This window comes from Streptomyces saintjeani, from assembly GCF_055409605.1.
In genome coordinates, this window is sequence record NZ_CP189624.1 from 8,487,635 (window position 1) to 8,512,467 (window position 24,833).

Here is a 24,833-nt window from a genome sequence, read left to right on the forward strand (position 1 = left end):
AATGAAACTGGCGAACGTCAACGGCCGAGCCGCGATCATCGTCGACAACCGGGTGCTCGACATCGAGACCGCCACGAACGGCCGGCTCACGTCGGATCCGGCCATCCTGAGCAACCTGGCGTACCACGCGGAGCTCCGTGCCCTCACCGCCACGGCCACGGCCACGCTGCCGGTGCTGGACGAGGCCCTGCTCGGGCCGCCCGTGCCCAAGCCCGGCAAGGTCATCGCCCTCGCGCTCAACTACCGCACCCACGCCGAGGAGTCCGGAAAGGCCATCCCGGACGAGCCGCACGTGATGGTGAAGTTCCCCAGCAGCATCACCGGCCCGTACGACGAGATCGTCGTCCCCTCCGGGCGCGAGATGATCGACTACGAGGCCGAGATCGTGCTCGTCATCGGCCGCCGGTGCACCAGGCTCACCGAGGAGGAGGCATGGGACGTGGTGGCCGGGATCACGGCCGGCCAGGACATCTCCGACCGTGAGGAGCAGTTCCGCCCACCGATCAAGCAGTTCTCCATGGCCAAGTCGTACGACACCTTCGGGCCCACCGGACCGTACCTGGTCACCCCGGACGAACTGTCCGACCGTGACGACATCGGACTGGTCGGCCGGGTGGACGGCCAGGAGACGCAGCGCACCAGGTCCAGCGACTTCATCTTCTCCGTCCCGCGCCTGCTCGTCTGGCTGACCCGGTTCGTCACCCTGGAGCCCGGCGACCATGTGTGGACGGGCACGCCCGGCGGCGTCGGTGAGGCCCGGACGCCGCCGCTCTACCTGCGCGACGGCACCCTCGTCGAGACCGAGGTCGAAGGCGTCGGTGTCATGCGCAACCGTGCGGTGGTGAAGTGATGCGCATCATCGGCGAGAGCGAACCCACCGGCGTGTACGGCGGGCACTTCATCGGAGACGTCCGGCTCAGCATGCTGCGCGCGGCGCCCGCGGACGGCGAGCCCGACGTCGCCCTGGTGGCCTTCAGTGACGGCGCCGTCACCTGCTGGCACGCCCACCCGGGAGGACAGCTCATCTACGTGGTCCGCGGAACGGGCGTCGTCGGAACCGACGACCAGTCCGGCGTCGTACTGGCCCCGGGCACGCTGGTCGAGGCCCCGGCAGGTGAACGGCACTGGCACGGGGCCGCGCCGGGCCAGGACGCCACGCTGCTCTGCTTCACCTGGGGAGCGACGGAATGGACCGACGAGGCACCACATTCATGACAGAACTCATGCCAGACCTCATACCGGACGCCACGGCCGCAGGAATGACGCACACGGACTGGAAAGCCCTGGCCTCGGCCCTCAGCCCACCGACACGGCACCACGTCGACGGCGGCGAACTGTTCCTCTCCGGGCGGACGTACCCGGTGATCTCCCCACGCGACGAGTCAGTGCTCGCCGAGGTCGCCGACGCCGGACAGGAGGACGTCGACCGGGCGGTGGCGGCCGCCCGGCGGGCGTTCGACCATGGCCCGTGGCCCCGGCTCGACCCACTCGAACGCGGCGGCGTCCTGCTCAGACTGGCCGAACTGGTGGAGACCCACCGCTGCGAACTGGCGCTGCTCATCAGCCTGGAAATGGGCAAACCGATCTCCGACGCGTACGGCATCGAACTGCGCGCGGTCGTCAACACGCTGCGGTACTACGGCTCTCTGGTCGGCCAGCCGGCCGGCGAGATCCCGCAGGCCGGTGCCGACGCACTTGCCCTGGTGACCCGTGAGCCTATCGGCGTGGTGGCCGCGATCGTGCCGTGGAACTTCCCCCTCACCCTCGGCACTTGGAAGATCGCCCCGGCCCTGGCGGCGGGCTGCACGGTGGTGCTGCGGCCCTCCGAGCAGACGCCCCTGTCCGCGCTCCGCCTGGCCGAGCTGGCGTCCGAGGCCGGAGTGCCGCCGGGTGTCCTCAACGTCGTCACGGGTCAGGGCAAGCTCGCCGGCACGGCCCTCGGCCTGCACCCGGACGTCGACGTCGTGGCGTTCACCGGGTCCACCGAGGTCGGCCGCCACTACCTGCGCTACTCGGCCGACTCCAACCTCAAGCGCGTCTGGCTGGAGCTGGGCGGCAAGTCGCCCAACATCGTCTTCCCGGACGCGCCCTCGCTCGATACGGCGGCGGCCACCGCGGCCTGGGGCATCTTCTTCAACTCCGGGGAGATGTGCACCGCACCCTCCCGGCTGCTCGTCCACACCTCCGTCGCCGAGCGGGTCGTGTCGGCCGTCGTGGAACGGGCGCGGTCGCTGCGGATCGGCGACCCGCTGGACCCGGCCACCGAGATGGGCCCGATCGCCACCGCCCGCCAGTTCGCCACGATCAGCACATACCTCTCCGATCCCGAAGGCGCCCGGCTGCGCACCGGCGGGCTCTCACCGGGCGGCCTCTACCTGGAACCCACCGTCTTCGACCAGGTCGCTCCCGCCTCCCGGCTCAGCCGGGAGGAGATCTTCGGCCCCGTCCTGTCGGTGCTGACCTTCGACACGACCGACGAGGCGGTGGCCCTGGCGAACGACACCGACTACGGCCTGGCCGCCGGGCTCTGGACCTCGGACCTGTCCACCGCGCACCTGGTCGGGCGGCAGCTCAAGGCGGGAACCGTCTGGATCAACTGCTACGAGGAAGGCGGCCTCGACGTGCCCTTCGGCGGCTACAAGCAATCGGGCAACGGCCGGGACAAGTCATTGCACGCCCTGGAGAAGTACACCGAGCTCAAGACCACCTGGATTCGGCTGTGAGACCACTCGTCGCCATCCCCGCCCGCGTGGCCGCCACCACCTCGGCCCTGCGGTACTCCGCCGAGGTCGCCGCGCAGGCCCTCGTCGAGGCCGTCTACCGGGCGGGCGGGGAACCGTTCATCATGCATCCCGCCGACAAGGACCGGATCGGAGCACGGATGAGCCGGTGCGACGCCGTGCTGCTGCCCGGCGGCGGCGATCTGGCACCGCACCGTTACGGTGCGCGCACCGTACACGAAGCCGTCTACGACGTGAGTGAAGAATTAGACGCCTTCGACCTGGCCGTGGCCAGGCACGCGCTGGGAGCCGGGATGCCACTGCTGGCGATCTGCCGTGGCCTGCACGTGGTCAACGTGGCCCTCGGCGGCACGCTGCAACAGCATATGGAGCCCGACCACCGGCACCTCGTGCACCCGGTCGTGTTCCGGGGCGAGAAGGTGGTCGTCTCCTGCTACCACCACCAGCGGATCGACGAGCTGGGCACCGGTCTGCGCGTCGTCGCCGGGGCCGAGGACGGCACGATCGAGGCCGTAGAGCTGCGCGGTGCCGAGGGCTGGTTCCTCGGTGTTCAGTGGCACCCCGAGGACACGGCCGCGGACGACCCCGCGAACCAAGCCCTGTTCGAAGAGCTGATCAGGGCCGCTTGAGCCTCTCCACGCGCGCCTCGGACAGGCGGTGAGGCCAAAGGAGACCCGTTGTCCGACCCGGCCCGGCCATGGACTCCTCCCGCCCCGCTGCGGTGAAACCAACGGTGGTGCGGGAGCCGGTCATGCCGTTGGCACCGATCAGGAAGATCTTCCCGGAGGTGCTCCGTTTCCGGGGGTCTTCGCGGCGAAGGGCCGGTCACGGCCCAGCAGGCGTGGCGACCGTGCCGCGCGCGGAGTGGGCGAGCAGCTTGGTCACCAGCGCGCGCAGGATCAACCGCTCGACGACGGTGAGCGGTTCCATCAGGTCGGCGGTCATCTGCGGGACGTGCGCGGCGAGGGCGCGCTCCAGCAGGTCGTTGCCCTTCTCGGTGGCCTCCAGGAGGGAGGCCCTGCGGTCCTCGGGGTGAGGATGCCGGGCGATCAGCCCGGCCTCCTCCATACGGGCGATCAGCCGGGTCAGACCGCCGGAGGTGAAGGAGAGGTCCTCGGCGAGGCGGGCGCTGGTGGTACGGCGTTGCGGATGCCGCGCCAGACGCAGCAGCACCTCGAACTCGGACCCGCCGAGCCCGGCGGCCTCGCGGATCGTGTGCTCGGCCCGTCCACCGAAGGCGTCGGTCAGGCGCAGTATGTCGCCGTACAGGACGACTGCCTCATCGTTCACAAGCTCACTCATAAACCTGACAGTACAGCAATATTCTAGCCCGCCATATGGGTGTTTATGCGGATAATAGACGACCCTTCTGTTCTTGAAGCTTGTAATATCGCTGCCTTTGCAGATACTTTCCCTGTGTCGATCACCCCGCATCACACCGAAGGGACCCCCCCATGTCACTCGGACGACGTCAGGTACTCGTCGCAGGCTCACTCACCGCCGCCGCAGGTGCTCTGGGTGCCGGAACGGCGCACGCCACGGGACGCGGAGAGGAGACGAAGGGCCTGGAGCAGCTGTACCGCGAGGCGAAGGCGGAAGGCGGCGCACTGACCGTCTACGCGGGCGGCGACACCGCGACCCAGCAGGACGGCAACAAGGCCGCCTTCGAGAAGGCGTTCCCCGGCATCACGCTCGACATCGTCGTGGACTACAGCAAGTTCCACGACGCCCGCATCGACAACCAGCTCGCCACCGGCACCCTCGTCCCCGACGTCGTCCAGCTGCAGACGCTGCAGGACTTCCCGCGATGGAAGAGGGAAGGGGTACTGCGCTGCTACAAGCCGGCCGGCTTCTCGCGCGTACACCCCGCCTTCAAGGACCCCGACGGCGCCTGGACCGGCATCTTCGTCGACGCGTTCTCCACGATCTACAACGTCGACAAGGCCGGGGCCGCTGCGCCCGCCTCCGCCCGGGACCTCCTCGACCCCCGCTGGAAGGGGAAGATCGTCTCGACGTTCCCGAACGACGACGACGCCGTCCTCTACCTCTACAAGGTCATCGTCGACACGTACGGCTGGGACTGGCTGCGCCGCTTCGTCGCCCAGGACATCGCCTGGGTACGCGGCACCCAGGAACCCGCCGACCGGGTCGAGGCCGGCACCGCGGCCGTCGCCCTCGGCACCGACGGCATGCTGACCCCGGCTGCCGGAGTCAAGACCCGCTTCGTCCTGCCGAAGAGCGATCCCTTCATGGCCTGGGCCCAGCGCGCAGCCATCTTCAAGGACGCCAAGCACCCGGCCGCCGCCAAGCTGTACCTGAACTGGTGGATCGACAAGCAGACCCAGTCCGACTTCTACATGTGGTCCGTCCGCACCGACGTCGCCCCCCACGCCGGCTACCGCCCCATCTGGGACTACCCCAACGCCAACCTGGACGGCTTCGACACGTTCATGGCCGACCGCGCCCTCGTCGAACGCTTCCGACAGCAGCTGACCCTCTACGTCGGCGAGGTCACCGGAGCACCGTCCCCGGGCTGGCTGGGACTGCACCCCGGACGCCGCTGACATCTAGTCCTAATACTGGGACTCTGTTGGCGTGACGGTGAGCGAGAGCGTCGGCACGCTCCGGGCTATTTCGTGCGGCGCGCGGAGCCTCAGGGGCGGTGGTCGATGCTCACGTCCACCGCCACGTGACAAGGGTGCCTGACGTTAAGACAAGTCACCTTTACGTTTGCCGCATGGAGGAATCGCAGGAGAACCGCCAGAGCCGAAGCGACATAGTCCGCGCCCGCGCCTGGTTCCTCGACTGGTTGCCGGCGGTCATCGGCCTCGTGTTGCTCAGCCTGATCTCGGAGTTCGGCCTCTTCGGTTCGGCGGGCTCATGGAAACTGTTCTGGTCGCTGCTGAATCTCGCGCCGGCGCTGTGGGTCGTCCGGGCCGTGATCAGGAGCCTGCGCCGCGCCGACGAGTACCAGCGCCGTTGCCGGCTCGAGGCCCTGGCGATCGGGTTCGGCGTGCTGGTCGTGTCGATCCACACCGTCGGGCTTCTCCCGGCAGCCGGCGTGGGCGACCTGCGGCAGCTGGTCCAGATCAGCTTCATCGTGAGCATCCTGATCTGGATCGCAGCCCTGCTGTTCAAGACCCCGCGAACCCGATGAAGAACCGGCTCAGGGAACTGCGGGCGATGCGTCGTTGGAGCCAGGCTGACCTCGCCGACCGCCTCGGCGTCTCCCGGCAAACGGTCTACGCCATCGAAACGGGCCGCTACGACCCGAGCCTGCCGCTCGCGTTCAAGATCGCCGTCGTGTTCGGCGAACCGATCGAGGATCTTTTCTCCCCGGACGAGGACACGGACTCCAAGCCGTGAACGCCGGGACGCGTGCAACCCGGGCAGCTGAGGCTGCGGTCTGCGGCTCCTGACACGTCCCTCAGGAACACCAGCAACCCTCATGTGATCGTTTGCCGTCCAATCCAGTCGATGCAGGGCAGTGCGACCCGAGCGACTGACTTCGCTGTCAAAGGACACCGAGCCGTGTTCTCGTACAGCTGCCGCCACCCGTCATGTAGCAGAACGTGATGGTCCTGGGGTGCGGTTCAGCGCTTCCTTACTCTCCCCCGTCGGTGGAATGGAGCTGGAAGTCGACGACGACGCAACCAACCTGTCCGTCATCGGCGCGGCCGATCCAGACGGGGTAGGCTCCGTCGCCCCGGCCGGCACGGAAGGCGATGAGGTTCGGCTCGGGCTCCGTGCTGGGCAGTTCGACGCTGAATTGGCTGTCGAGGGGTATGAACAGGTCCTCGTCCAGCTGGTCTTCGATCACCGTCCGAGTCGCATCCATGAAAGCCGCTGTGCCGGTATCCATGCCAACCCCGTAGAACTGGCCCTCGCCGAGCAGCCCGAGGTCCTCGTCGGGCCGGAGGACCATTTCCCACTCGCGGGGCGGGATGTCCACGAACGTCACCCTGGCCGCGGCGACGCAGCCCCCGCGTGTCGTGCGCAATAGCGACAGCGTGACCGGGAACTCGCCCGGTGGCACAGTGACGGTCCGCGGGTCTCTGGTCCAGCCGGGGTCCGAGACCGCCAGCTGCCCTGACGTGATCCGCAGCACGCCGGCGTCAACGAGCTCGACGACGGCCGGCCCATCCGGGGTGTCACACGCACCCGGGCTGAACAGTTGCTCGATTCCGGTGGCGCGCAGTGGTCCCGACCCTTCGTCCACCGACACGTCGTTCAGGACTACAGTCATGGCGGGCTCGTGGCCCTGCTGGGCGAGGAACGGCGCGAACACCTGCCAGTCGCCGAATTCCGGTACGGGACAGAGGAAGCCTTCGACGGGCGCCGCGAACCGCCGCACGGGGACACTCGACGGGCCGGATGTTCGAGCGTGCAGTGGCTCCGTCGACGCTCCCCTCGGCCCGGCGAACTCGGACCTCACCTCGACCTGCCCATCGGCCGAGACGGTCGTGGTCTCCTGAACATCCCACTTCGAGGACGAGTACTCCTGCTCGTTGGAAAACTGCCATCGGGTGTTCCGCTGAGCCAGCAACATCCCCGTGCTGTGCGGCTTGAGGTCGATCATCTGCATGCACCAGGACCTGTCGTCGAACAGATACACACGCCACATCCGGCGCGGCCAGTATTCGACCAGTGCCAGCGGTCGCTCCCGCGCGGACAGCAGAACCGCGTAATCCATCCCGGCAGCATGCTTGCGTGCCGCGAGCGCGCGCGACATCGGGTCAGGATGGGTCATTCCCCGATAGGAACCCCACATCTCGCCGTACGACACATCAAGACTGTCGAAGATCACAGCCGCACATCTCCCCCTGTGGCACCAGCCACCCCCGAGCAGTGACGCTCGACGGGTGACCCCTGCCGCAACGCCCTGCCCCTCCCAAGCTTCGTTGTGGCGCAGTCTGCCACTGAGGTGTGACACAGAGGACTGTGGGAGGCCTGCAACCTGGGGTTACCGACGCAATGGGCCACCCCAGGTGACGAAACACAGTCGGTTCGGCGGGCCATCGGTGATGCGTGCGTTCGCGCCAGCGCCGACGCTCAGGAGCGGGAACGTGGGCACTCCTGCGCGGGAATCCAACCCGGCGGAAGCCACGTTACGGCTGGTCAACGAATTCCGTCGGTTGCCCCAAAGAGGCGGAGCGACTGACCGCCTGGCTCGCAGGCTGGAAGAGGGCGGCGCCTCCATCCGCTGGAGCGCCCGAAGTTCGGCGACCTGCTGACGTACGCGCGGCCGGGCGACACCGTGCACATCTCCGAGATGTTCCGCCTCGTACGCGGCACCCAGCACATCCTCGACGTGCTCGACGTCCTGCACCAGAGCCGCCTCGCCCTGCGCATCCACGATGGCGCGTTCTCCGCCATGGACCTCACCGCCCGCCACCCGTTGTCACTGACACGTCCAACGGACTACTCGCCCAGCCTGCTCGACCACGAACCCACCACGCTCAGAGCTGCCTATGACGCACTCACGCGCGGGTTCCTACGACCTCTGGTCCAGAAAACAGCGAACCCGCCTGCTTCCCCCGGCGGCATGCTCGACCACGGCGAGGACCCCTGGACGGCGGCCCGCCGCGAACTGCGCGAGGAGGCGGGCCTGACGATCCCCGCCGTGCCCCGCCTGATCGGCATCGACCACCGCGCGGACGTCGAGGACTGCGGCCCCGTCCTCGACTGCTACTTCTACGGCGGCACGCTCCCCGAAGACACCCTCATCGGCCTCAGCGAGGAGCACGACCGCTACGCCTTCCACCACCCCGCCGACCTCGACGGCCTGCTCACCCCGCCCCACCTGCGCACCCTGCGCGCGCTGTACGAGGCGGCGGCGAGCGGCGCGACGCTCTGCCTGCGGGAGGGGACCCCGCTCTAGACGGCCGTCGCGGGGAACGTCGGGTACTCGACGCCCGACACGTGCTGCACGACCCGCACCACCTGGCAGGAGTACCCGAACTCGTTGTCGTACCAGAGGTAGAGGATCGCGTTGTCGCCCTCCACCTTCAGCGCGCCCGCGTCGACGATCGAGGCGTGCCGGGAGCCGATGAAGTCGCTGGAGACGGCGTCGGGCGCGGTCGTGAAGTCGATCTGCCGCCGCAGCGGGGAGGTCAGCGACACCTCACGCAGGTAGTCGTGGACCTCCTCGCGGGTGGTCTCGCGGGCCAGTTGGAGGTTGAGGATCGCGATGGAGACGTCCGGGACGGGCACCCGGATCGAGCTGCCGGTGATCCTCGCCTTCAGGTCCGGCAGCGCCTTCGTGACGGCGGAGGCGGCGCCCGTCTCCGTGATCACCATGTTGAGCGGTGCGGAGCGGCCCCGGCGCTCGGACTTGTGGAAGTTGTCCAGCAGGTTCTGGTCGTTGGTGAACGAGTGCACCGTCTCGACGTGCCCGCGCTCGACGCCGAACGCGTCGTCCATCGCCTTCAGCGGCGGCACGATCGCGTTCGTCGTGCAGGACGCGCAGGACAGGATCCGCTCGTCCGGCTTGATCGTGTGGTGGTTCACGCCGTGCACGATGTTCGGTACGTCGCCCTTGCCGGGCGCGGTCAGCAGCACCTTGTCGATGCCGGGCCGCAGATGCTCGCTCAGCCCCGCGCGGTCGCGCCACTTGCCGGTGTTGTCGATGAGGATCGCGTTGGAGACGCCGTACGCGGTGTAGTCGATCTCGGCGGGGTCGTCCGCGTAGATCACCTTGATCTCGTTGCCGTTGGCGGTGATCGTGCCGGCCGCCTCGTCGACGGTGATCGTGCCGTGGAACTGGCCGTGGATCGAGTCCCGGCGCAGCAGGGAGGCCCGCTTGACGAGGTCGCCGGGGCCGCCGCCGCGTACGACGATCGCGCGCAGGCGCAGGCCGTTGCCGGAGCCGGACTTCTCGATCAGCAGGCGGGCCACGAGCCGTCCGATACGGCCGAAGCCGTACAGGACGACGTCCCGTCCCGAGCCCCGCTGGATCTTGTTTGCGCCGGTCGCCCCGGCCACCGTCTCGGCCGTGAACTCCTCGACGCTCAGGCCGCGTTCGTCGGCGCGGTGGCTCTCGGCGAGCAGCCCGAGGTCGATCTGCGAGGGGCCGAGGTCGAGCGCGGTGAGCGCCTGGAGGAAGGGCATCGTCTCGGTGACCGACAGCTCCTCGCCCGCGATCTGGCGGGCGAACCGGTGGGTCTTCAGGATGCTGACGACCGACTTGTTCACCAGGGAGCGGCTGTGCACGAGGACGGTCACGTCCCGTTCACGGTGCAGCTTCCCGATGACCGGGATCATCGACTCCGCGGTCTCCTCGCGGTTCATCCAGTGGGTGAACGAGTCCTCGTTGAGGGTCACAACGCTCTCTTTCGAGCTAGGCGGCGCTCATGTGCACGAGCGGACGGCGCTCAAATGGTAACCCGGCGTTCATATGAGCGGTCTAGTGGGCCTGGACGTGATCTCGTACACGCTCGGGCCGCTCTTTCGTGCGCTCCGGCCGCGGAATCCCGAGCGCGCACACCGCCCCCGCGAACACCACGACGACCCCGGCCCACACGGCCGGCCTCAGCCCGTCCACGAACCCCTGCGTACTCCCGCTGTCCCCGTGCGCCACGAACACCGTGCCGAGTACGGCGATCCCGAGCGCGCCCCCGACCTCGCGGACCGTGCTGTTCGCACCCGAAGCCTTCCCCGCGTGCTCCTTGGCCACCGAGCCGAGCACCACGGCCGCCGTCGGCGCGAACACGAACCCCATCCCGATCCCGGCGACGACCATCGGCCCCACGAGCGCCGCGTACGCCGTGCCGGTCCCGGCGACGAGGTCGATCCAGCCGAGCCCGACGCCCTGGAGGAACAGCCCGAGCGCCATCAGCCGTCCGCCGCCGACCCGGTCCGTGAGGATCCCGGCGACCGGTGCGACGAACATCGGCATCAGCGTCCACGGCAGCGTGCGGACCCCCGCTTCCAGCGGCGTGCGCGGCGGCGCGATCTGGAGGTACTGGGAGAGCAGGAAGAGGGAGCCGAACACCCCGAAGTACATCGCCGCCGAGACGACGTTGGCCAGCGTGAACGCCCGCACCCGGTAGAACGGCAGCGGCAGCATCGGCTGCGGCGCGCGCGCCTCCCAGGCGACGAACGCCGCGAGCAGGGCGACACCCGCCGCGAACGCGCCCAGCACCGTCCCCGAGGTCCAGCCGTCGGTCTCGCCGTGCACGATCCCCCACACCACCGCGCACAGACCGGTCGCCGCGAGCACCATCCCGCCCAGGTCGAGGCGGGTGCCCGGCAGCCGGCTCTCCTTGAGGGCGACGTACACGAGCGGGATCGCGATCACGCACACCGGCACGTTGACCCAGAAGATCCACCGCCAGTCCAGCCCCTCGACGACCGCCCCGCCGACCACGGGACCCATCGCCACGGCCAGCCCGCTCACCCCGGACCACACACCGAGCGCGAGCCCCCGCAGCCGGTCCGGGACCGCCTGCGACAACAGGGTCAGCGACAGGGGCATCACCGCCGCCGCGCCGAACCCCTGTATCGCCCGGAACGCGATCAACTGCCCACTGGTGCCGGCGAGTCCGCACCCCATCGAGGCGAGCGTGAACAACGCGATCCCGGCGACGAAGACCCGCCGCCGCCCGAAGCGGTCACCGAGCGCGGCGCCGGTCATCAGGAGGCAGGCGAAGCCCAGGACGTACGCGTTGACGAACCACTGGAGTTCCTGGGTGCTCGCCCGGAGGTCGACGGCCAGGGTGCGCAGGGCCGTGGAGACGACCAGGTTGTCGAGGGCGACCATGAACATGGGGACGCTCGCGGCGACGATCGCGAGCCACAGGGGGACGCGGCGGGTCTCGGCGCGCGTCACTTCGCCGCCTCCTCGGCCAGGCGGTTCTTTGCGTCGGTCCAGTCGATCGCGGGCGGGCCCGTCCAGTAGGTGAAGGTGGCGGACTTCATCGTCGACCGCAGGCCGGTCATCGCCGACCTGTGCGGCTCGGCGCGGGCGTACGCGTACAGCGCCTCCTCGCTCTCCCAGGCCGACAGGGTCCAGAACGTGCGCTTCAGGGGCTCGGCGATCAGCGAGGCGCCGTACGCGCCCGGCGCGCCCTTGGCCTGCTTCCAGACCGAGGGGGTCTTCAGCAGGAAGCGCAGGGCGTCGGCGAGGGTGCGGACCTCGAAGCGGGAGGCCATGAGGTGGGCGCCGGTGTCCGGCGGGGTCGGGGTGGTCCAGCGGAGCGTGGGCATGGCTGCGCCCTTCCAGTATTAGATACCTTCACTATCTATGTTAGACAGTAGAGGTATCCAATCGAGAGTCGCAAGACCGTACGGCCGCGAGGCAGAGCGGAGCACCACCGATGCGCATGTCCGAACTGAGCCGCAGCAGTGGCGTCTCCGTCACGACGATCAAGTACTACCTGCGCGAGGGCCTGCTCCCGCCGGGCCGTCAGACCTCCGCCACCCAGGCCGAGTACGACGAACAGCACCTGCGGCGGCTGCGTCTGATCCGTGCGCTCACCGGCGTGCGCGGACTGCCGGTCAGCACCGCCCGCCACGTCATCGACGCCGTCGCCGAGTACGGCGGCGACCCGCACATCCTGCTCGGCCTCGTCATCGGCGCGATCAGCGTCACCGACGAACCGGCCGGGTCGCCCGCGCCCGACGGGGCCGCCGAAGTCGACGCCCTCATCGCCGAGTTGGGCTGGAACGTGCACGCCGGGGCTCCTGCCCGCACCGCCCTCGCCGAGACGATCGCCTCACTGCGCTCGCTCGGCGCCCCTGTCGACCGCCACACCCTCCTGCCGTACGCCCGCCTCGCGGAGCGCACCGCGGAACTCGACCTCGATCAACTCGACGGCATCGACGACCCGTTGGAGAGTGCCGAGCGCGCCCTCCTGCTGACCGTCCTCCTCGAACCGGCGCTCCTCTCGCTCAGGCGCCTGGCGCAGCAGAACGAGTCGGCGCGCAGGCACGGGCACAACTGACAGCAGGCCAACTCCCCTCTCGGTGAGGGGAGCTGACCTGTCGTCAGAGGAATTGCGTCACGGCGTCCGGAACGCCAGCACCACGTTGTGCCCGCCGAAGCCGAACGAGTTGTTCAGCGCCGCGATCCGCCCGTCCGGCAGCGCGCGCGGCTCGTCGCGCACGATGTCGGCCTCCACCTCCGGGTCCAGGTTCTCGATGTTGATCGTCGGCGGGGCGAGCCGGTGGTGCAGCGCCAGCACCGCCGCGACCGTCTCCACGCCGCCCGCGCCGCCGAGCAGATGCCCGGTCATCGACTTGGTCGCGGAGACCGCGAAGTGGTCGGTGGCGTCGCCGAACACCTTCCGCAGCGCCTTGATCTCGGCCACGTCGCCCTTCGGGGTGGACGTCGCGTGCGCGTTGACGTGCACGATCTGCGCGGGCGTGAGGTCCGTCGTGTCGAGCAGCGTGCACAGCGCCGCCGCGATGCCCCGGCCCGACGGCTCGGGCTGCGTGATGTGGTGGCTGTCCGAGGACATCGCCTGTCCCACCGCCTCCGCGTACACCCGCGCGCCGCGCCGCTCGGCGTGCTCCGCCGACTCCAGGACGACGACTCCGCAGCCCTCCGCGATCACGAACCCGTCGCGGTCCGTGTCGTAGGGGCGCGAGGCCCGCTCGGGCGCGTCGTTGCGCTTGGACATCGCCATCATGTTGCCGAACGCGGCCATGTTCAGAGCGCAGATCGCGGCCTCGGTGCCGCCCGCCACCACCACGTCGGCCCGGCCGGTGCGGATCATCTCGATCGCGTAGGCGATGGACTCGGCGCCGGAGGCACAGGCGCTCGAGGCGGAGTGAACCCCGGCACGGGCGTTGAGCTCCAGGCCGACGTTGGCGGCCTGCGTGTTGGACAGCATCATCGGGATCGTGTGCGGGGAGACCTTGCGGAAGCCCTGCTCCTTGAGGATGTCGTACTGGTGGAGCATGGAGGTCACGCCGCCGACGCTGGCCGAGAGCGCGACGCCGACCCGGTCGGGGTCGGCCTCGCCGCCGTCACCGGCGGGGCCGGTGAAACCGGCGTCCGCCCACGCCTCGCGGGCCGCGATCAGCGCGAACTGCGCGGAGCGGTCCAGCTTGCGCAGCTCGGTGCGGGGCAGCACCTTCTCCGGTTCGACGGCGATCTCGGCGCCGATGCGCACGACGACGTCCTCTGTCCAGGCGTGGTCCAGGAGACGGATGGCGCAGCGGCCTTCGATCAGCCCCTGCCAGGTGTCGGAGGCGGTGCCGCCCAGCGGCGTGGTGGCTCCGAGCCCGGTGACGACCACACGACGATCTGACGAGTTCATTGCGAATCACTCCACAGCGGGGAAGGGACGTACGGGTCCGTCAGCGGCTGGCGAGGATGTACTCGATGGTGTCGCCCACCGTCCTGAGGTCGGTGGCGGCCTCGTCGGGGATGGCGACCCCGAAACGCTCCTCGGCGGCGACGACGACCTCGACCAGGGAGAGCGAGTCGACGTCGAGGTCGTCGCGGAACGACTTCTCGCCGAGGACGTCGGCGAGCGGGACTCCGGAGATCTCGCTGACGATGTCGGCGAGGCCGGCGTGGATCTCGTCGCGGGTGGCGATCACGTGGTGCTCCTGTTCCGGGGGACGTGCTCGGTGGGGAGGAGAGCGGGGGAGTGGTGTGCGGGCGATGCCGGCCGGGGTCCGGTTCCGGCGGGCCGGCGTGAGGCGGGTTCCGTTCGGGCGGGGCCTGTCGGGTGACACGTGTGGTCAGGCGCAGCTGGGGCGCGTGATCCTGCGTCCGCGTCCGCCCCGGGAGGCGGTGGCGGGGGCCGGCTCGCTCTCGGGGGAGCGCGGGGCGAGGGCCCGGGTGATGCGGCGGGACGTTTCGAGGGTCAGGGTGATGTGCCGGGGGGTGAGGGCGGCCGAGGAGTCCGTGACGAGTCCGAGGGCTCCGATGCCCACGCCGTTCCCGTCGAGGACGGGCACCGAGATCCCGGCGACGCCCTCGGTCAACTGCTCGCCGCAGACGGCGTATCCGCGCTTCTGGTTCTTGTCGAGCAGGCCCCGCAGGACGTCCGGGTCGGTGACCGTGCTGTCCGTGTACGTGGGGAGTCCGGCGGCGAAGATCTCCTCCCGCACGGTGGCCGGGGCCTGGGCGAGGAGCACCAGACCACAGGCCGTCGCGTGCAGCGGGAAGCGGTTTCCCGCCGACCAGGTCTTGTGTCGCGCGCCGCTCTTGCCCGAGACGGACTCCAGCCAAACGCCCTCACGGCGGTCCCGGACGGAAATCATCACCACGGAATGAGTTTTCGCGTGCAGATCAAGCATAGGCGATATCGCGGCCCCGCGTAAAGCCGCGTGCCTCGGTGCGAGCGAGGCGACCTCCCATAACCGGAGGCCGATGCTGTACCTGTTCGCGCCGATCCGCTCCAGCGCTCCCCAGTCGAGCAGCTTGGAGACTATTCGGTAGGTAGTGGCGACCGGTATTCCGGCGCGCCTGCTTATTTCACTGGCTGAAAGACTCACGTTCCCCGAGTCGAATGCACCGAGGACGTCGAAGGTGCGCTCGATGACCGAGCGTCCTTCGGGGGTGAGGGGTGGTTCCATTGGGCATTTCCCTTCCACGGAAACACCTTGATAATTGCACTTTCAAGGAGCTTAGGGAAGAGCTTGTGAAGGTTGTTCTTCGCGTGTTCACATTTTCCGTGTCCACGGGCGCGTGAATCCAATACGACAGGTAATCGTCGTACGGTGAGGGCGCGAAAGGGACGGGACGTGCCCGTCCCTTTCGCCGCGCACAGCCGCTCAGCGCCGGGGGTGCCGGGGCCGCAGCGCCGGGTCGCTCGCCGGATGGCCGACCCGGAAGAACACCAGCGGACGCTCACCCGGCTCGGCCGCGCACACCCGCGCCAGGTCGTCGTGCGTGCCGGGGCAGTCGATGACATGGCTCTGCGGATGGACGTACACACCCTGCCGGTACAGGTCCAGCCACAGCCGGGTCACCAGCCGGCCCGCCTCGACCTCGTCCGCCGGACCGGCGTCGCGGCCGAGGATCACCAGGACGTCCCCGTCGCCGCTCGTCGCGCTCGACGTCAGCGACGTCAGCAGCTTGACCAGGCCCAGCGGGCGCAGCGCGCGGTAGACGGGACGGGAGAAGAGGAGGCCCATCACCGAGCGCTCCGCCTTGTTGAGGACGAGCATCACGTCGTTCAGCCCGTCCTCGGCGTACGCCGGGTGCTTCGGCGAGAGGCGGGTCCAGGCGAGGAGTTCCGCCGCGATCCCCTCGTGGCCGAAGAACCAGTGGTACGCGCGGATCAGCAGCGGACGCGCGGTCGCCGTCGGCACCACGGCGATCCGGAAACCGGCTTCGAGCGCGGTGGACTGGGCCTGTTCCAGCAGCTCGGGGGCGACCCGGTCCGGCTTCCAGGGGCCGCGCCAGACGCGCCTGCGCTCCACGTCGGCGGCCCGGTCGACGTCCGGTACGGCGCGCTCGGCGGGCACGATCCGGCCCACGCGCTTCGCGCCCGCGTCGTAGTCGGGCACGAAGCGCACGGCCGTGCCCTCGGTGTTCGCGCAGATCAGGAACGTCTCGATGTACGTGCCGAGGGAGAGCCTGAGGTCGCGGTGGGAGGGGTCGCTCGGGCCGAGCGCGTAGCGCGTGTCCCAGCCGACCTCGATGTGGTCGCCCCGGTGGCGCAGCTCCCAGGGCTGGGTGTTGTGCGCGTTGGCGGCGCGGGCGGCGGCTGCCGCCGCGTTGTGCAGCTGGGGCAGGGTGTCGGTCATCGCGCGCTTCCCGTCGGCTCGGGTTCGGGAGCCGCCGTCGCCGTACCGGCGTCCGGGGCTGCTTCGTGCTCCTCTTCCAGCGACTCCTTGATGCCGAAGCGCCGGTGCACGGCCTTGAGGGGCGCCGGGGCCCACCAGTTGTAGTTGCCGGCCGCCCGCATGAAGGCCGGGACCAGCACCCCGCGCACCAGGAACGCGTCGACCACGATCGCGAGGCCCGTCGCCAGGCCGTACATCTTGATCAGGGACACGCCCGAGGTCAGCATCGCGAAGAAGGACACGGCGAGGATGGCCGCCGCGGCGGTGATCACCGGCCCGCTCGCGCCCAGGCCCTCGCGCACCGAGCCCTCCAGCTCGCCGGTGCGGTCGTAGCGCTCCTTGATGCGGGCGACCAGGAACACCTCGTAGTCCATCGACAGGCCGAAGGCGATGCAGAACATCAGCACCGGCATCGACACGGCCAGCGGGGACGCCGTGAAGTCGAGGGCGCCGGAGAGGTGGCCGTCCTGGAAGATCCAGACGGCGACGCCCAGGATGCCCACCAGGCTCAGTGTGTTGAAGACGAGCGCCTTGATCGGCATCAGCACGCTGCCCGTCAGCAGGAACAGGAACAGCAGGCTGAAGACGCTGATCAGGACGATCGCCAGCGGCAGCTTGCCCGCGATGGAGTGCGTGATGTCGACGAGCTGCGCCGCCTGCCCGCCGACCAGGACCTTCCCGCCCTCGGGATCGACCCCCCGGACCGCGCGCGCGAGGTCGCCGCCCTTCTCCGAGTACGGCACGACGTCCGACTGCACCTGGATGCGGACGGCGTCGCCCTTCTGGTACCCGGCGGCAGCGGCGGCCGGCAGCACGGTCACCCGGGCCCCGTCCTTGTACACCCCGGCCGCCCCGATCACCTGCGTCACGCCGGAGACCTTCGACAGCGCGGCCGAGTACTGCTGGAGCTGCGCCTCCGTACCCTTCCAGTCCTCCGAGACGACGTTCAGCGCACGGTCGTCGCCCGCGCCGAAGTCGTTGCGTACGGCCTCGGTGACCACACGGCTCTCGGTCGCCGCCGGGAGCACCCGCTCGTCCGGCACGCCGAACTGGGCGTTCGCGAACGGCACCGCCATGAGCAGCAGCAGCGCGATGACCGGGGTGGCCAGCAGCGCCGGGCGCTTGAAGGCGAGGCCCGCCATCCGGCCCCAGAACGTCTCGGCCGGCTCCTGTCGCGGGCGGGGGCCGCGGCGCTTGAAGGCCAGCTTGTCGATGCGGTCGCCCAGCAGGACGAGGGCCGCGGGAAGGAGGTACAGCGAACCCAGCACCGCGAACAGCACCACGGCGATGCCGGCCAGCGCGAACGAGCGCAGGAAGTACTGGTCGAAGACGAACAGGGTGGCCAGCGCCGCGCCGACCACGCCGCCGCTGACCGCGACCGTACGGCCCGCCGTCACGCGGGTGATCCGCAGGGCCTCGGCGTTGGTGCGGCCGGCCGCGCGCTCCTCGCGGTAGCGGGTGACGATCAGGAGGCTGTAGTCGACCGAGAGGCCGAGGCCCAGCGCCGTGATCAGGTTGACGGCGAACACCGAGAGCGAGGTGAACTGGGCGCCGACGTTCACCGCCGCCAGCGCGCCGACGATCGTCAGGACCGAGAGCAGCATCGGCAGCAGCGCCGCGACCAGGCCCCGGAAGACGAAGACGAGCAGCAGCAGGGTGATCGGGATCGCGATCGTCTCCGCCGCGATGATGTCCTTCTCCACCTGGCTGTTCATGTCGTTGTTGATGGCGGTGATGCCGCCGAAGGAGACCGCGACCGCGCCCTTGGGGTCCGAGAGCTCCTCGTGGAGCTTCTTGGCGGTGCGGATCGACGCGTTCTCGTCGCCGTCCACGCGGACGAGGACCAGGCCCGCGTCCTTCGCGCGCAGGGACGCGTCGCCGGTCGTCCAGTAGGAGGCGACGACGCGCGCGCCGTCCGTCCCCTTGACCGTCGTGGCGATCTCACCGGCCTTGGTGCGGGCGGCGGCCGAGTCGACACCTCCCTTCGCGTCCTTCACCAGGACGACCAGGTTGGGCTGGCTGTCCGGGAAGGAGCGCTCCAGGGCCTCGGCGGCGGCCACCGAGTCCGAGCCGGGGTCGTCGAAGCCGCCCGACTTGAGGTTGTCCAGCACTCCGGCGCTCGCGGCGGCGGTGATGAGCAGGAAAAGCATTCCGGCGAGAAGGGTGAACCACGGCCCGCGGCGGTTCGTCCTGTCGTTCCCGGATGGCACCGAGGTGACCATCACGTGGGTCCTTTCTTCCTCTACGGCTACGGCCTGGAAGGGGTGGGGGAGCCGGGTGCGGGCGGCTGACCTGCGAGGACGCCACGCTGCGAGACCCGGGGAGAAAACGTAGGGAGGCGCTCCCATTCCGGAGCGCTGCTCTTTTCCTGGAGCAGTGTTGCAGTGAGCACCGCCTCAAAGCAAGAGCGCTGCTCTCACTCTTGGTCGGTGCTTCGCGGGATGGCAGACTGCTCGGTATGGACGTGATCCAAGGAGCCAAGGAGCGGGCCCGTGCGGAAGTCGCCCAGGCCATCAAGGAACAGGCCCGCGTGCACCTCGCCACGGAGGGGCCCGGCCGGCTCTCCCTGCGCGCCGTCGCGCGCGAGCTGGGGATGGTGTCGTCGGCCCTCTACCGGTACTTCCCGAGCCGCGACGAGCTGCTGACAGCGCTGATCGTCGACGCGTACGACGCGATCGGAGGCGCCGCGGAGTCCGCGTACGCGCAGGCCGCCGGCTCCTCCCCGTGGGACGCCTGGCACGCCACCTGCAAGGCCGTCCGCGCCTGGGCCCTCGCCCATCCCCACGAGTACGCCCTCATCTACGGCTCGCCCGTCCCCGGGTACGACGCCCCCCAGGACACCGTCGCACCCGCGTCCCGGGTCGCCCTCGTCCTGCTGAGCGTCCTGGAGAAGGCGCACACCGCGGGAGCACTGGCCGTCACCGCGTCGGCCGCCGACGCCGAGGCCGTCCTCAGCCCCGACGTCCTTCCCCTCCTCGCCGCCCGCTCGCTGCCCGCCTGCACGGTGGCCTCCGCCGCAGCCGCCTGGGCCCAGCTCTTCGGGCTCATCAGCTTCGAGGTGCTGGGGCAGTTCAACAGGGTCATCGACGATCGGGAGGCGCTGTTCACGCAGGGCGTCGCGGCGCTGGCGCGGCAGGTGGGACTGTCCGCGGAGAGGTAGGAGAAGGCGGCGGTACGGCTCGGCCGGAGGGGGTGGTCCTGGACGGGGCCACCCCCTCACCGGTTCCGGCATGCGGGCAGGTTTCCTTCGTGCGTGAAGTGGTTTTCGCCCCTCCCGTACCCATTCCCCGGTGGTGCGCGCCGGTTTCTTTTCCGCTCGATGAGAAGGCGGGTTGTGTGCGCTCCAGGGTCGGATGCAAGCTCTGCGTGTCGACGTCGGGAGACCGGGGCGCGGTAATCCTGGTGTTTCTCATGATGTCGCCCGGTGTTTTCCCGCATTTCCCGAGGGACGGGTCTGTCTGTGGCCCGGGGGCATCCGGCGTCGGCTTCTAGGGCATTTACAGAATCGACGCTGGATCGAGGTACCGGTCAATGGCTGGAATGGCTGTCGTCGGCATGTCGTGCCGATTCCCTGGAGCCGCCAATATCGACGAGTTCTGGCAGATCCTGGTGAAAGCGGAACCACAGTTCGCGGCTGTTCCGGCATCTCGCTGGGACCACTCCGTGTATCACCGCCCGGGTGATTTCCGAGATCCGCACTCCGTGTACACGGACCAGGTCGCGTTCCTGGACGAGGTGGACCGCTTCGCCCCCGCGCATTACGGAATCCCGCCGCGCCGGGCGAGAGTGATGGACCCGCAGGCGAAACTGTTCGTCGACCTCTCGCGGGAGGCGCTCCAGGACACCGGCTGGGAGCAGGACGGGTTCGACAGGTCGCGGACCGGGGTCTTCTGCGGCGTCACCTCGCTCGACCACCGGGACATCAGCGTCTCCCGGATCACCGCGAACCTCCTCGCGGACGGCTCCCTGCACGACGGCGAGGGCGACCCGGAGCTGATGGGCCGCCTCCACGAGGCGCTCGGCTCCTCGCTGATGCCGATGAACCCGTTCACGATCCCGGGCTGCCTCGCGAACATGGTCCCGTGCACGGTCAGCGAGGTCCTCGACCTCGGCGGCCCGTCGATGTCCCTGGACGCGGCGTGCTCCTCGGCCCTCGTCGCCCTCGACACGGCGGTCAAGAGCCTCACCACGGGCGCCTGCGACATCGCCCTCGTCGGCGGGGTCTACCTGAGCTTCAGCCCGACGCCCCTGGTCGGCTTCGCACGGGCCGGCGCCGTCTCCCGCGCGGGCCACTGCCGCCCCTTCGACGAACGCGCCGACGGATTCGTCCTCGGAGAGGGCGGCGCCACCCTCGTCCTGCGCCCCGTCGAGGACGCGATCGCGGCCGGCGACCGCATCTACGCCGTCATCACCGGCGTCGGCTCCGCCAACGACGGGCGCGGCGGCGGGCCCATGACCCCGCAGGCCCAGGGACAGCTGGCGGCTCTGCGCGCCGCCTACAAGGACGCCGGGATCGGCATCGGTGACGTCGACCTGCTGGAGGCCCACGGCACCGGCACGCCCGTCGGCGACCGTACCGAGGTCGAGGCGATCGGCATGCTGCGCGCCGAGGAGGGCGCCGACCGGCCCTGCTACCTCGGCTCCTCGAAGGCGCTGATCGGCCACAGCCTCTCCGCCGCGGGCGCGGCCGGCCTCGTCAAGGCGGCCCTCGCCGTCCACCACGGCGTCGTGCCCCCGCAGCCGGCGGAGATGCGCGTCAACCCCGACATCCCCGTCGACCAGGCCGGGCTGAGCCTGACGGTGACCGCGAAGGAATGGCCGCACGACGGCGTCCGCCGGGCCGGCGTCAGCTCCTTCGGCTTCGGCGGCACCAACGTGCACGCCGTCCTGGAGAGCGCCCCGCAGACCGCCAAGACGCAGGACGAACGCCCCGACGAGCCCTGGCTGTTCCTGCTCTCCGCCGGTGACCCGAAGGTCCTCGCCGAGTACGCCGACACCCTGCACGACGCCCTCGTCCGCGACCCGTCCGCCACCCCCGAGGAGGTCGCCCGCACCCTCGCGACGCGTGAACTCCTCACCGCCCGCCTGTCGTTCGTCGCCGCGAACCGCGAGGAACTCCTCGACAAGCTCCGCCAGTCCGCGAGCCGCCTCGCGGACGGCGTCCTCGGGGAACTCGCCCCCGGCATCCACGCCTCGGCGAAGCCGCTGCCGCCGCAGGAGCGCCGGATCGCGTTCGCCTTCCCCGGCCAGGGCTCCCAGCGCCCCGGGATGCTCGCCGACCTCGCCCGCCGCTTCCCGTCCGTCGCCGCCCGGGCCGCCGAACTCGCCGCCGCCACCGCCGAGGACGCCCCGACCGTCGCCGAGTTCCTCCCGGGGCTGTTGTGGGAGGCCCACGGCGAGGACGACACCGAGGCGCAGGCCGCCCTCACCGTCACCGACATGTGCCAGCCCGGCCTCGGCATCACCGGCGTCACCACCGTGGAACTCCTCGCCGCCTGCGGCATCGAACCCGACCTCGCGGTGGGCCACAGCGTCGGCGAGTTCCCCGCCGCCGTCGCCGCCGGCGCCTTCGCGCCCGAGGACGCCGTCCGGTTCATGGCCGTGCGCGGCGCCGCCCTCGCCGCCGCCGTCCCCTCCGGCACCGGCGCCATGCTCGCCGTCCAGGCCCCCGTCGCCGACGCCGAACGCCTCGCCGAAGCCGTCGAGGGCGTCTGGCCCGCCTGCTACAACCACGAGGGCCAGGTCGTGTTCAGCGGCAGCGCCGAGGCCGCCGACGCCCTGCGCGAACACTGCGCCGCGAACGGCACCGCCGCCGTCCTGCTGCGCGTCTCCCACGCCTTCCACTCGCCCCTCGTCGCCGCCGCCGACGAGGTCATGGCCGACACCATCGCCGCCCTCCCGCTCACCGGCCCCGCCCGCCCCTTCGTCTCCGGCGTCAGCGGCGCCGCCGCCGAACACCCCGACGGCATCAAGGAGTTGTGGGCCCGCCACAACACCGCGCCGGTCCGCTTCACCGACGCCGTCCGCACCGTCGCCGACTCCGGCGCGGCCTTCCTCGTGCAGATCTACGGCGGCGACACGCTGCTGCGGATGGCCCGCCGTACGCAGGCGGGCGCCGGGCTCGGCCTCGTACCGCTCACCGTGTCCCGCGCCGACGACGGGCGCGCGCTGCTCACCGGACTCGGGCGGCTCGCCGTCGCGGGGGTCCCGGTGAACACGGCGCCGCTGTTCGCCGGGAGCGCCGGGCGACTGCTGTCGCTGCCGCCGTCGCCGCTCGCGACCGGCGTCTACACCATCCGCACGGGGGCCGGGCGGCCCCGGCGCGAGGCGGCCGGGCAGGTCGCCGTGGCCGCTCAGACCGCCGGGTCCGTCGAGTCTGTCGCGGCGCCGCTGCGCGCTGTCATTCCTTCCCCCGTCCCCGCCACGTCCCACCAGAACGGAGAGCCTCGGATGAGCGGACTCATCGAGTTCCTGCACGCCCAGGTGTCCCTGCTCCAGTCCTTCGACCCGGCCGCCGCGCGCGTCCTGCCGCTCCCGGCGGTCCCGGCGGCGCCCGCGCCCGTCCAGGAGGCCGCGCCCGTCGCCGCCCTCGCTCCGGCCGTCGCGCCGGCCGTCGCACCGGCCGCCCCTTCGGCCGCTGTTCCGGCAGCCCCTCCGGTGCCCGAGGACGTCTTCGGCACCGTCATCGACACGATCACCAAGGTCAGCGCCTACCCGCAGGACTTCCTGCGCTCCGAGCACGTCTTCGCCACCGACCTCGGCTTCGACTCGATCATGCTCGCCGAGCTCGCCACGCGGCTGCGCAAGCAGTGGCCGCACCTGGAGGTCAAGGCCGCCGAGATGATGGAGATCGCGTCCGTCGGCGACCTGGTGCGGACCGTGGAGAGCCGGCTCGGTACGCCGTCCGCCACGCCGTCCGTGCAGCGGACGGTCATCCCGAGCCCCAAGGCGGCGCCCGCGCCCGCCGCGCCCGCGCCCGCTCCGGTGTCCGCCCCGGACCGCCGGGAGTCCGCCGACGTACGGCTCTTCCCCGAGGTCCGCGCCTCCCTGGAGCGCAAGGCGGGACTGGAGGCGGCGGCGACCGTCAACCCGTACTTCCTGCGCCACGAGGGCACCATCCGCGACACCAGCCGGGTCGGTGACCACGAGCTGATCTCCTTCTCCAGCTACAACTACCTCGGCCTGTCCGGGCACCCCGAGGTCGCCGACGCGATCCAGGAGGCCGTGGCCCGCTACGGCTCCTCCGTCTCCGCCGCGCGCATCCTGTCCGGCAACCGGCCCCTGCACGACGAACTCGACCAGGGCCTCGCCGAACTCGTCGGCGCGCAGGACGCGTTGAGCCTCGTCAGCGGACACGCGACCAACGTCACCGTCATCGGGCACCTCATGGGCTCCGAGGACCTGATCCTGCACGACGCGCTCGCGCACGACAGCATCATCCAGGGGTGCCGGCAGTCCGGCGCCGCACGCCAGCCGTTCCCGCACAACGACCTCGTCGCCCTCGACCGGATCCTCGGCCACGTCCGCGGCAACTACCGGCGCGTGCTGATCGTCGTCGAAGGCGTCTACAGCATGGACGGTGACACCGCCGACCTGCCCGCCCTCGTCGCCATCAAGCAGAAGCACGACGCGCTCCTCATGGTCGACGAGGCGCACAGCATCGGCGTCATGGGCAAGACCGGCGGCGGCATGGCCCAGTACTCCGGCGTCCACCCCGACGACGTCGACGTGTGGATGGGCACGCTCTCCAAGTCCCTGGCGAGCTGCGGCGGTTACATCGCCGGACGCCACGAGCTCATCGAGCACTTCCGGTACACGCTCCCCGGCTTCGTCTTCAGCGCGGGGCTGCCGCCGGCGTCCACCGCCGCCGCGCTCACCGCACTGCGCCTGATGCGCAAGGAGCCCGAGCGCGTCACCCGCCTCCACGACAACGCGGCGCTCTTCCTCAAGCTCGCGGGGGAGGCGGGGGTGGACGTCGGCACCAGCTCCGGAACGCCGATCGTCCCGGCCATCACCGGCGACTCGACCAAGGCCCTCCTGCTCGCCGACCGCCTCTACGCCCGCGGCATCAGCGCCAACCCGATCCTCCACCCCGCCGTCGAGGAACGCCTCGCCCGCCTGCGCTTCTTCATCACCTCCGAGCACACGGAGGCGCAGATCACGGAGTCGGTACGGATCCTCGCCGAGGAGCTGTCGGCGCTGTCCTGAGCCGACGGGAGCGCCCCCGGAGGGGTGCCGTCGTGAGGCCGGTCCGGCCGAGCACCGCCACCCGGCACCCCTCCACCGCTCCTCGCCGTCCCCCTCCGCACCCCCCAGACCGGCACCGGGGCAGCCCCACGGGTT

21 protein-coding genes are annotated in these 24,833 nt (G+C 70.5%); 11 read left to right on the top strand and 10 right to left on the bottom strand.

Going from position 1 to position 24,833, the window contains the following annotated elements:
- Window position 1 precedes the first annotated feature (1 nt).
- Genes ACQCO7_RS37925 through ACQCO7_RS37940 form a run of 4 tightly spaced genes read left to right on the top strand, consistent with a single transcriptional unit; the run spans window position 2 to window position 3,370 of the window.
- Window positions 2-850: a fumarylacetoacetate hydrolase family protein gene (locus ACQCO7_RS37925; RefSeq protein WP_464076055.1), complete on the top strand. Its 849-nt coding sequence runs from the start codon at window positions 2-4 to the stop codon at window positions 848-850.
- Window positions 850-1,215, top strand: coding sequence for a cupin domain-containing protein (locus ACQCO7_RS37930; RefSeq protein ID WP_464076056.1), 366 nt, complete (start codon window positions 850-852; stop codon window positions 1,213-1,215). The genes ACQCO7_RS37925 and ACQCO7_RS37930 overlap by 1 nt, the downstream gene beginning before the upstream one ends.
- A gap of 8 nt (window positions 1,216-1,223) precedes the next feature.
- The gene (locus ACQCO7_RS37935) at window positions 1,224-2,723 is read left to right on the top strand and encodes an aldehyde dehydrogenase (RefSeq protein WP_464076057.1); all 1,500 of its coding nucleotides are present in this window, start codon (window positions 1,224-1,226) and stop codon (window positions 2,721-2,723) included.
- Entirely contained in the window at window positions 2,720-3,370 is a 651-nt protein-coding gene (locus tag ACQCO7_RS37940; RefSeq protein ID WP_464076058.1) for a gamma-glutamyl-gamma-aminobutyrate hydrolase family protein, read from the top strand. The genes ACQCO7_RS37935 and ACQCO7_RS37940 overlap by 4 nt, the downstream gene beginning before the upstream one ends.
- A gap of 196 nt (window positions 3,371-3,566) precedes the next feature.
- On the opposite strand, the gene ACQCO7_RS37945 is transcribed toward ACQCO7_RS37940, so the two are convergent.
- Window positions 3,567-4,043 (bottom strand): MarR family winged helix-turn-helix transcriptional regulator, encoded by a 477-nt coding sequence (locus ACQCO7_RS37945; RefSeq protein WP_464076059.1) that lies wholly within the window; start codon window positions 4,041-4,043, stop codon window positions 3,567-3,569.
- 152 nt (window positions 4,044-4,195) lie between these two features.
- Here ACQCO7_RS37945 and ACQCO7_RS37950 point away from each other — a divergent pair, with 152 nt between their 5' ends.
- The 3 genes from ACQCO7_RS37950 (at window position 4,196) to ACQCO7_RS37960 (ending at window position 6,107) form a co-directional block, all read left to right on the top strand.
- Window positions 4,196-5,305 (top strand): ABC transporter substrate-binding protein, encoded by a 1,110-nt coding sequence (locus ACQCO7_RS37950; protein WP_464076060.1) that lies wholly within the window; start codon window positions 4,196-4,198, stop codon window positions 5,303-5,305.
- Window positions 5,306-5,478: 173 nt separating this feature from the next.
- The gene (locus ACQCO7_RS37955; protein ID WP_464076061.1) at window positions 5,479-5,898 is read left to right on the top strand and encodes a hypothetical protein; all 420 of its coding nucleotides are present in this window, start codon (window positions 5,479-5,481) and stop codon (window positions 5,896-5,898) included.
- Window positions 5,895-6,107, top strand: a complete 213-nt coding sequence (locus tag ACQCO7_RS37960; protein WP_464076062.1) for a helix-turn-helix transcriptional regulator — start codon at window positions 5,895-5,897, stop codon at window positions 6,105-6,107. Before ACQCO7_RS37955 ends, ACQCO7_RS37960 begins: the two co-directional genes overlap by 4 nt.
- Before the next feature lie 238 nt (window positions 6,108-6,345).
- Here the strand turns inward: ACQCO7_RS37960 and ACQCO7_RS37965 are convergent, their stop codons facing one another.
- Complete coding sequence (locus ACQCO7_RS37965; protein WP_464076063.1) at window positions 6,346-7,548, bottom strand: DUF4241 domain-containing protein; 1,203 nt, start codon at window positions 7,546-7,548, stop codon at window positions 6,346-6,348.
- 396 nt (window positions 7,549-7,944) lie between these two features.
- On the opposite strand from ACQCO7_RS37965, the gene ACQCO7_RS37970 reads away from it, so the two are divergent.
- The gene (locus ACQCO7_RS37970; RefSeq protein ID WP_464077396.1) at window positions 7,945-8,622 is read left to right on the top strand and encodes an NUDIX domain-containing protein; all 678 of its coding nucleotides are present in this window, start codon (window positions 7,945-7,947) and stop codon (window positions 8,620-8,622) included.
- On the opposite strand, the gene ACQCO7_RS37975 is transcribed toward ACQCO7_RS37970, so the two are convergent.
- From ACQCO7_RS37975 to ACQCO7_RS37985, 3 genes are all read right to left on the bottom strand, one after another.
- Window positions 8,619-10,064 (bottom strand): glyceraldehyde-3-phosphate dehydrogenase, encoded by a 1,446-nt coding sequence (locus ACQCO7_RS37975; RefSeq protein ID WP_464076064.1) that lies wholly within the window; start codon window positions 10,062-10,064, stop codon window positions 8,619-8,621. The two genes, ACQCO7_RS37970 and ACQCO7_RS37975, sit on opposite strands and share 4 nt — an antisense overlap.
- Window positions 10,065-10,146: 82 nt before the next feature.
- Window positions 10,147-11,571, bottom strand: a complete 1,425-nt coding sequence (locus tag ACQCO7_RS37980; protein ID WP_464076065.1) for an MFS transporter — start codon at window positions 11,569-11,571, stop codon at window positions 10,147-10,149.
- Window positions 11,568-11,948 carry a DUF3291 domain-containing protein gene (locus tag ACQCO7_RS37985; protein WP_464076066.1) on the bottom strand — a complete coding sequence of 127 codons (381 nt, stop codon included), beginning with the start codon at window positions 11,946-11,948 and terminating at the stop codon, window positions 11,568-11,570. The genes ACQCO7_RS37980 and ACQCO7_RS37985 overlap by 4 nt, the downstream gene beginning before the upstream one ends.
- 110 nt (window positions 11,949-12,058) lie before the next feature.
- Here ACQCO7_RS37985 and ACQCO7_RS37990 point away from each other — a divergent pair, with 110 nt between their 5' ends.
- The gene (locus tag ACQCO7_RS37990; RefSeq protein WP_464076067.1) at window positions 12,059-12,685 is read left to right on the top strand and encodes a MerR family transcriptional regulator; all 627 of its coding nucleotides are present in this window, start codon (window positions 12,059-12,061) and stop codon (window positions 12,683-12,685) included.
- Window positions 12,686-12,742: 57 nt separating this feature from the next.
- Here the strand turns inward: ACQCO7_RS37990 and ACQCO7_RS37995 are convergent, their stop codons facing one another.
- The 5 genes from ACQCO7_RS37995 to ACQCO7_RS38015 all read right to left on the bottom strand — a co-directional run bounded on the left by ACQCO7_RS37995 (window position 12,743) and on the right by ACQCO7_RS38015 (window position 18,640).
- On the bottom strand, window positions 12,743-14,005 hold the full coding sequence (locus ACQCO7_RS37995; protein ID WP_464076068.1) for a beta-ketoacyl-[acyl-carrier-protein] synthase family protein: 1,263 nt from the start codon (window positions 14,003-14,005) through the stop codon (window positions 12,743-12,745).
- Between the two features lie 40 nt (window positions 14,006-14,045).
- Window positions 14,046-14,291 carry an acyl carrier protein gene (locus tag ACQCO7_RS38000; RefSeq protein WP_010352884.1) on the bottom strand — a complete coding sequence of 82 codons (246 nt, stop codon included), beginning with the start codon at window positions 14,289-14,291 and terminating at the stop codon, window positions 14,046-14,048.
- A gap of 144 nt (window positions 14,292-14,435) precedes the next feature.
- Window positions 14,436-15,275 (bottom strand): IclR family transcriptional regulator, encoded by an 840-nt coding sequence (locus ACQCO7_RS38005; protein ID WP_464076069.1) that lies wholly within the window; start codon window positions 15,273-15,275, stop codon window positions 14,436-14,438.
- 198 nt (window positions 15,276-15,473) lie between these two features.
- Window positions 15,474-16,451, bottom strand: a complete 978-nt coding sequence (locus ACQCO7_RS38010; RefSeq protein ID WP_464076070.1) for a hypothetical protein — start codon at window positions 16,449-16,451, stop codon at window positions 15,474-15,476.
- The gene (locus ACQCO7_RS38015) at window positions 16,448-18,640 is read right to left on the bottom strand and encodes an MMPL family transporter (RefSeq protein WP_464076071.1); all 2,193 of its coding nucleotides are present in this window, start codon (window positions 18,638-18,640) and stop codon (window positions 16,448-16,450) included. The genes ACQCO7_RS38010 and ACQCO7_RS38015 overlap by 4 nt, the downstream gene beginning before the upstream one ends.
- 308 nt (window positions 18,641-18,948) lie before the next feature.
- Here ACQCO7_RS38015 and ACQCO7_RS38020 point away from each other — a divergent pair, with 308 nt between their 5' ends.
- Together ACQCO7_RS38020 and ACQCO7_RS38025 are read left to right on the top strand one after the other, a co-directional pair.
- A complete protein-coding gene (locus tag ACQCO7_RS38020) occupies window positions 18,949-19,650 on the top strand; it encodes a TetR/AcrR family transcriptional regulator (protein WP_464076072.1) in 702 nt (233 codons plus the stop codon).
- Window positions 19,651-20,045: 395 nt separating this feature from the next.
- Entirely contained in the window at window positions 20,046-24,698 is a 4,653-nt protein-coding gene (locus ACQCO7_RS38025) for an aminotransferase class I/II-fold pyridoxal phosphate-dependent enzyme (protein WP_464077397.1), read from the top strand.
- Window positions 24,699-24,833 lie beyond the last annotated feature (135 nt).

Bases quoted from the DNA above. Each gene is read 5' to 3' on its own strand.
- ACQCO7_RS38005 (WP_464076069.1), bottom strand. From the start codon at position 15,275: ATGGAACCACCCCTCACCCCCGAAGGACGCTCGGTCATCGAGCGCACC.
- ACQCO7_RS38010 (WP_464076070.1), bottom strand. From the start codon at position 16,451: ATGACCGACACCCTGCCCCAGCTGCACAACGCGGCGGCAGCCGCCGCC.
- ACQCO7_RS37930 (WP_464076056.1), top strand. From the start codon at position 850: ATGCGCATCATCGGCGAGAGCGAACCCACCGGCGTGTACGGCGGGCAC.
- ACQCO7_RS37935 (WP_464076057.1), top strand. From the start codon at position 1,224: ATGCCAGACCTCATACCGGACGCCACGGCCGCAGGAATGACGCACACG.
- ACQCO7_RS38025 (WP_464077397.1), top strand. From the start codon at position 20,046: ATGTCGTGCCGATTCCCTGGAGCCGCCAATATCGACGAGTTCTGGCAG.
- ACQCO7_RS38020 (WP_464076072.1), top strand. From the start codon at position 18,949: ATGGACGTGATCCAAGGAGCCAAGGAGCGGGCCCGTGCGGAAGTCGCC.
- ACQCO7_RS37950 (WP_464076060.1), top strand. From the start codon at position 4,196: ATGTCACTCGGACGACGTCAGGTACTCGTCGCAGGCTCACTCACCGCC.
- ACQCO7_RS37990 (WP_464076067.1), top strand. From the start codon at position 12,059: ATGCGCATGTCCGAACTGAGCCGCAGCAGTGGCGTCTCCGTCACGACG.
- ACQCO7_RS37985 (WP_464076066.1), bottom strand. From the start codon at position 11,948: ATGCCCACGCTCCGCTGGACCACCCCGACCCCGCCGGACACCGGCGCC.
- ACQCO7_RS37995 (WP_464076068.1), bottom strand. From the start codon at position 14,005: ATGAACTCGTCAGATCGTCGTGTGGTCGTCACCGGGCTCGGAGCCACC.
- ACQCO7_RS38015 (WP_464076071.1), bottom strand. From the start codon at position 18,640: ATGCTTTTCCTGCTCATCACCGCCGCCGCGAGCGCCGGAGTGCTGGAC.
- ACQCO7_RS37945 (WP_464076059.1), bottom strand. From the start codon at position 4,043: ATGAGTGAGCTTGTGAACGATGAGGCAGTCGTCCTGTACGGCGACATA.
- ACQCO7_RS37955 (WP_464076061.1), top strand. From the start codon at position 5,479: ATGGAGGAATCGCAGGAGAACCGCCAGAGCCGAAGCGACATAGTCCGC.
- ACQCO7_RS37925 (WP_464076055.1), top strand. From the start codon at position 2: ATGAAACTGGCGAACGTCAACGGCCGAGCCGCGATCATCGTCGACAAC.
- ACQCO7_RS37960 (WP_464076062.1), top strand. From the start codon at position 5,895: ATGAAGAACCGGCTCAGGGAACTGCGGGCGATGCGTCGTTGGAGCCAG.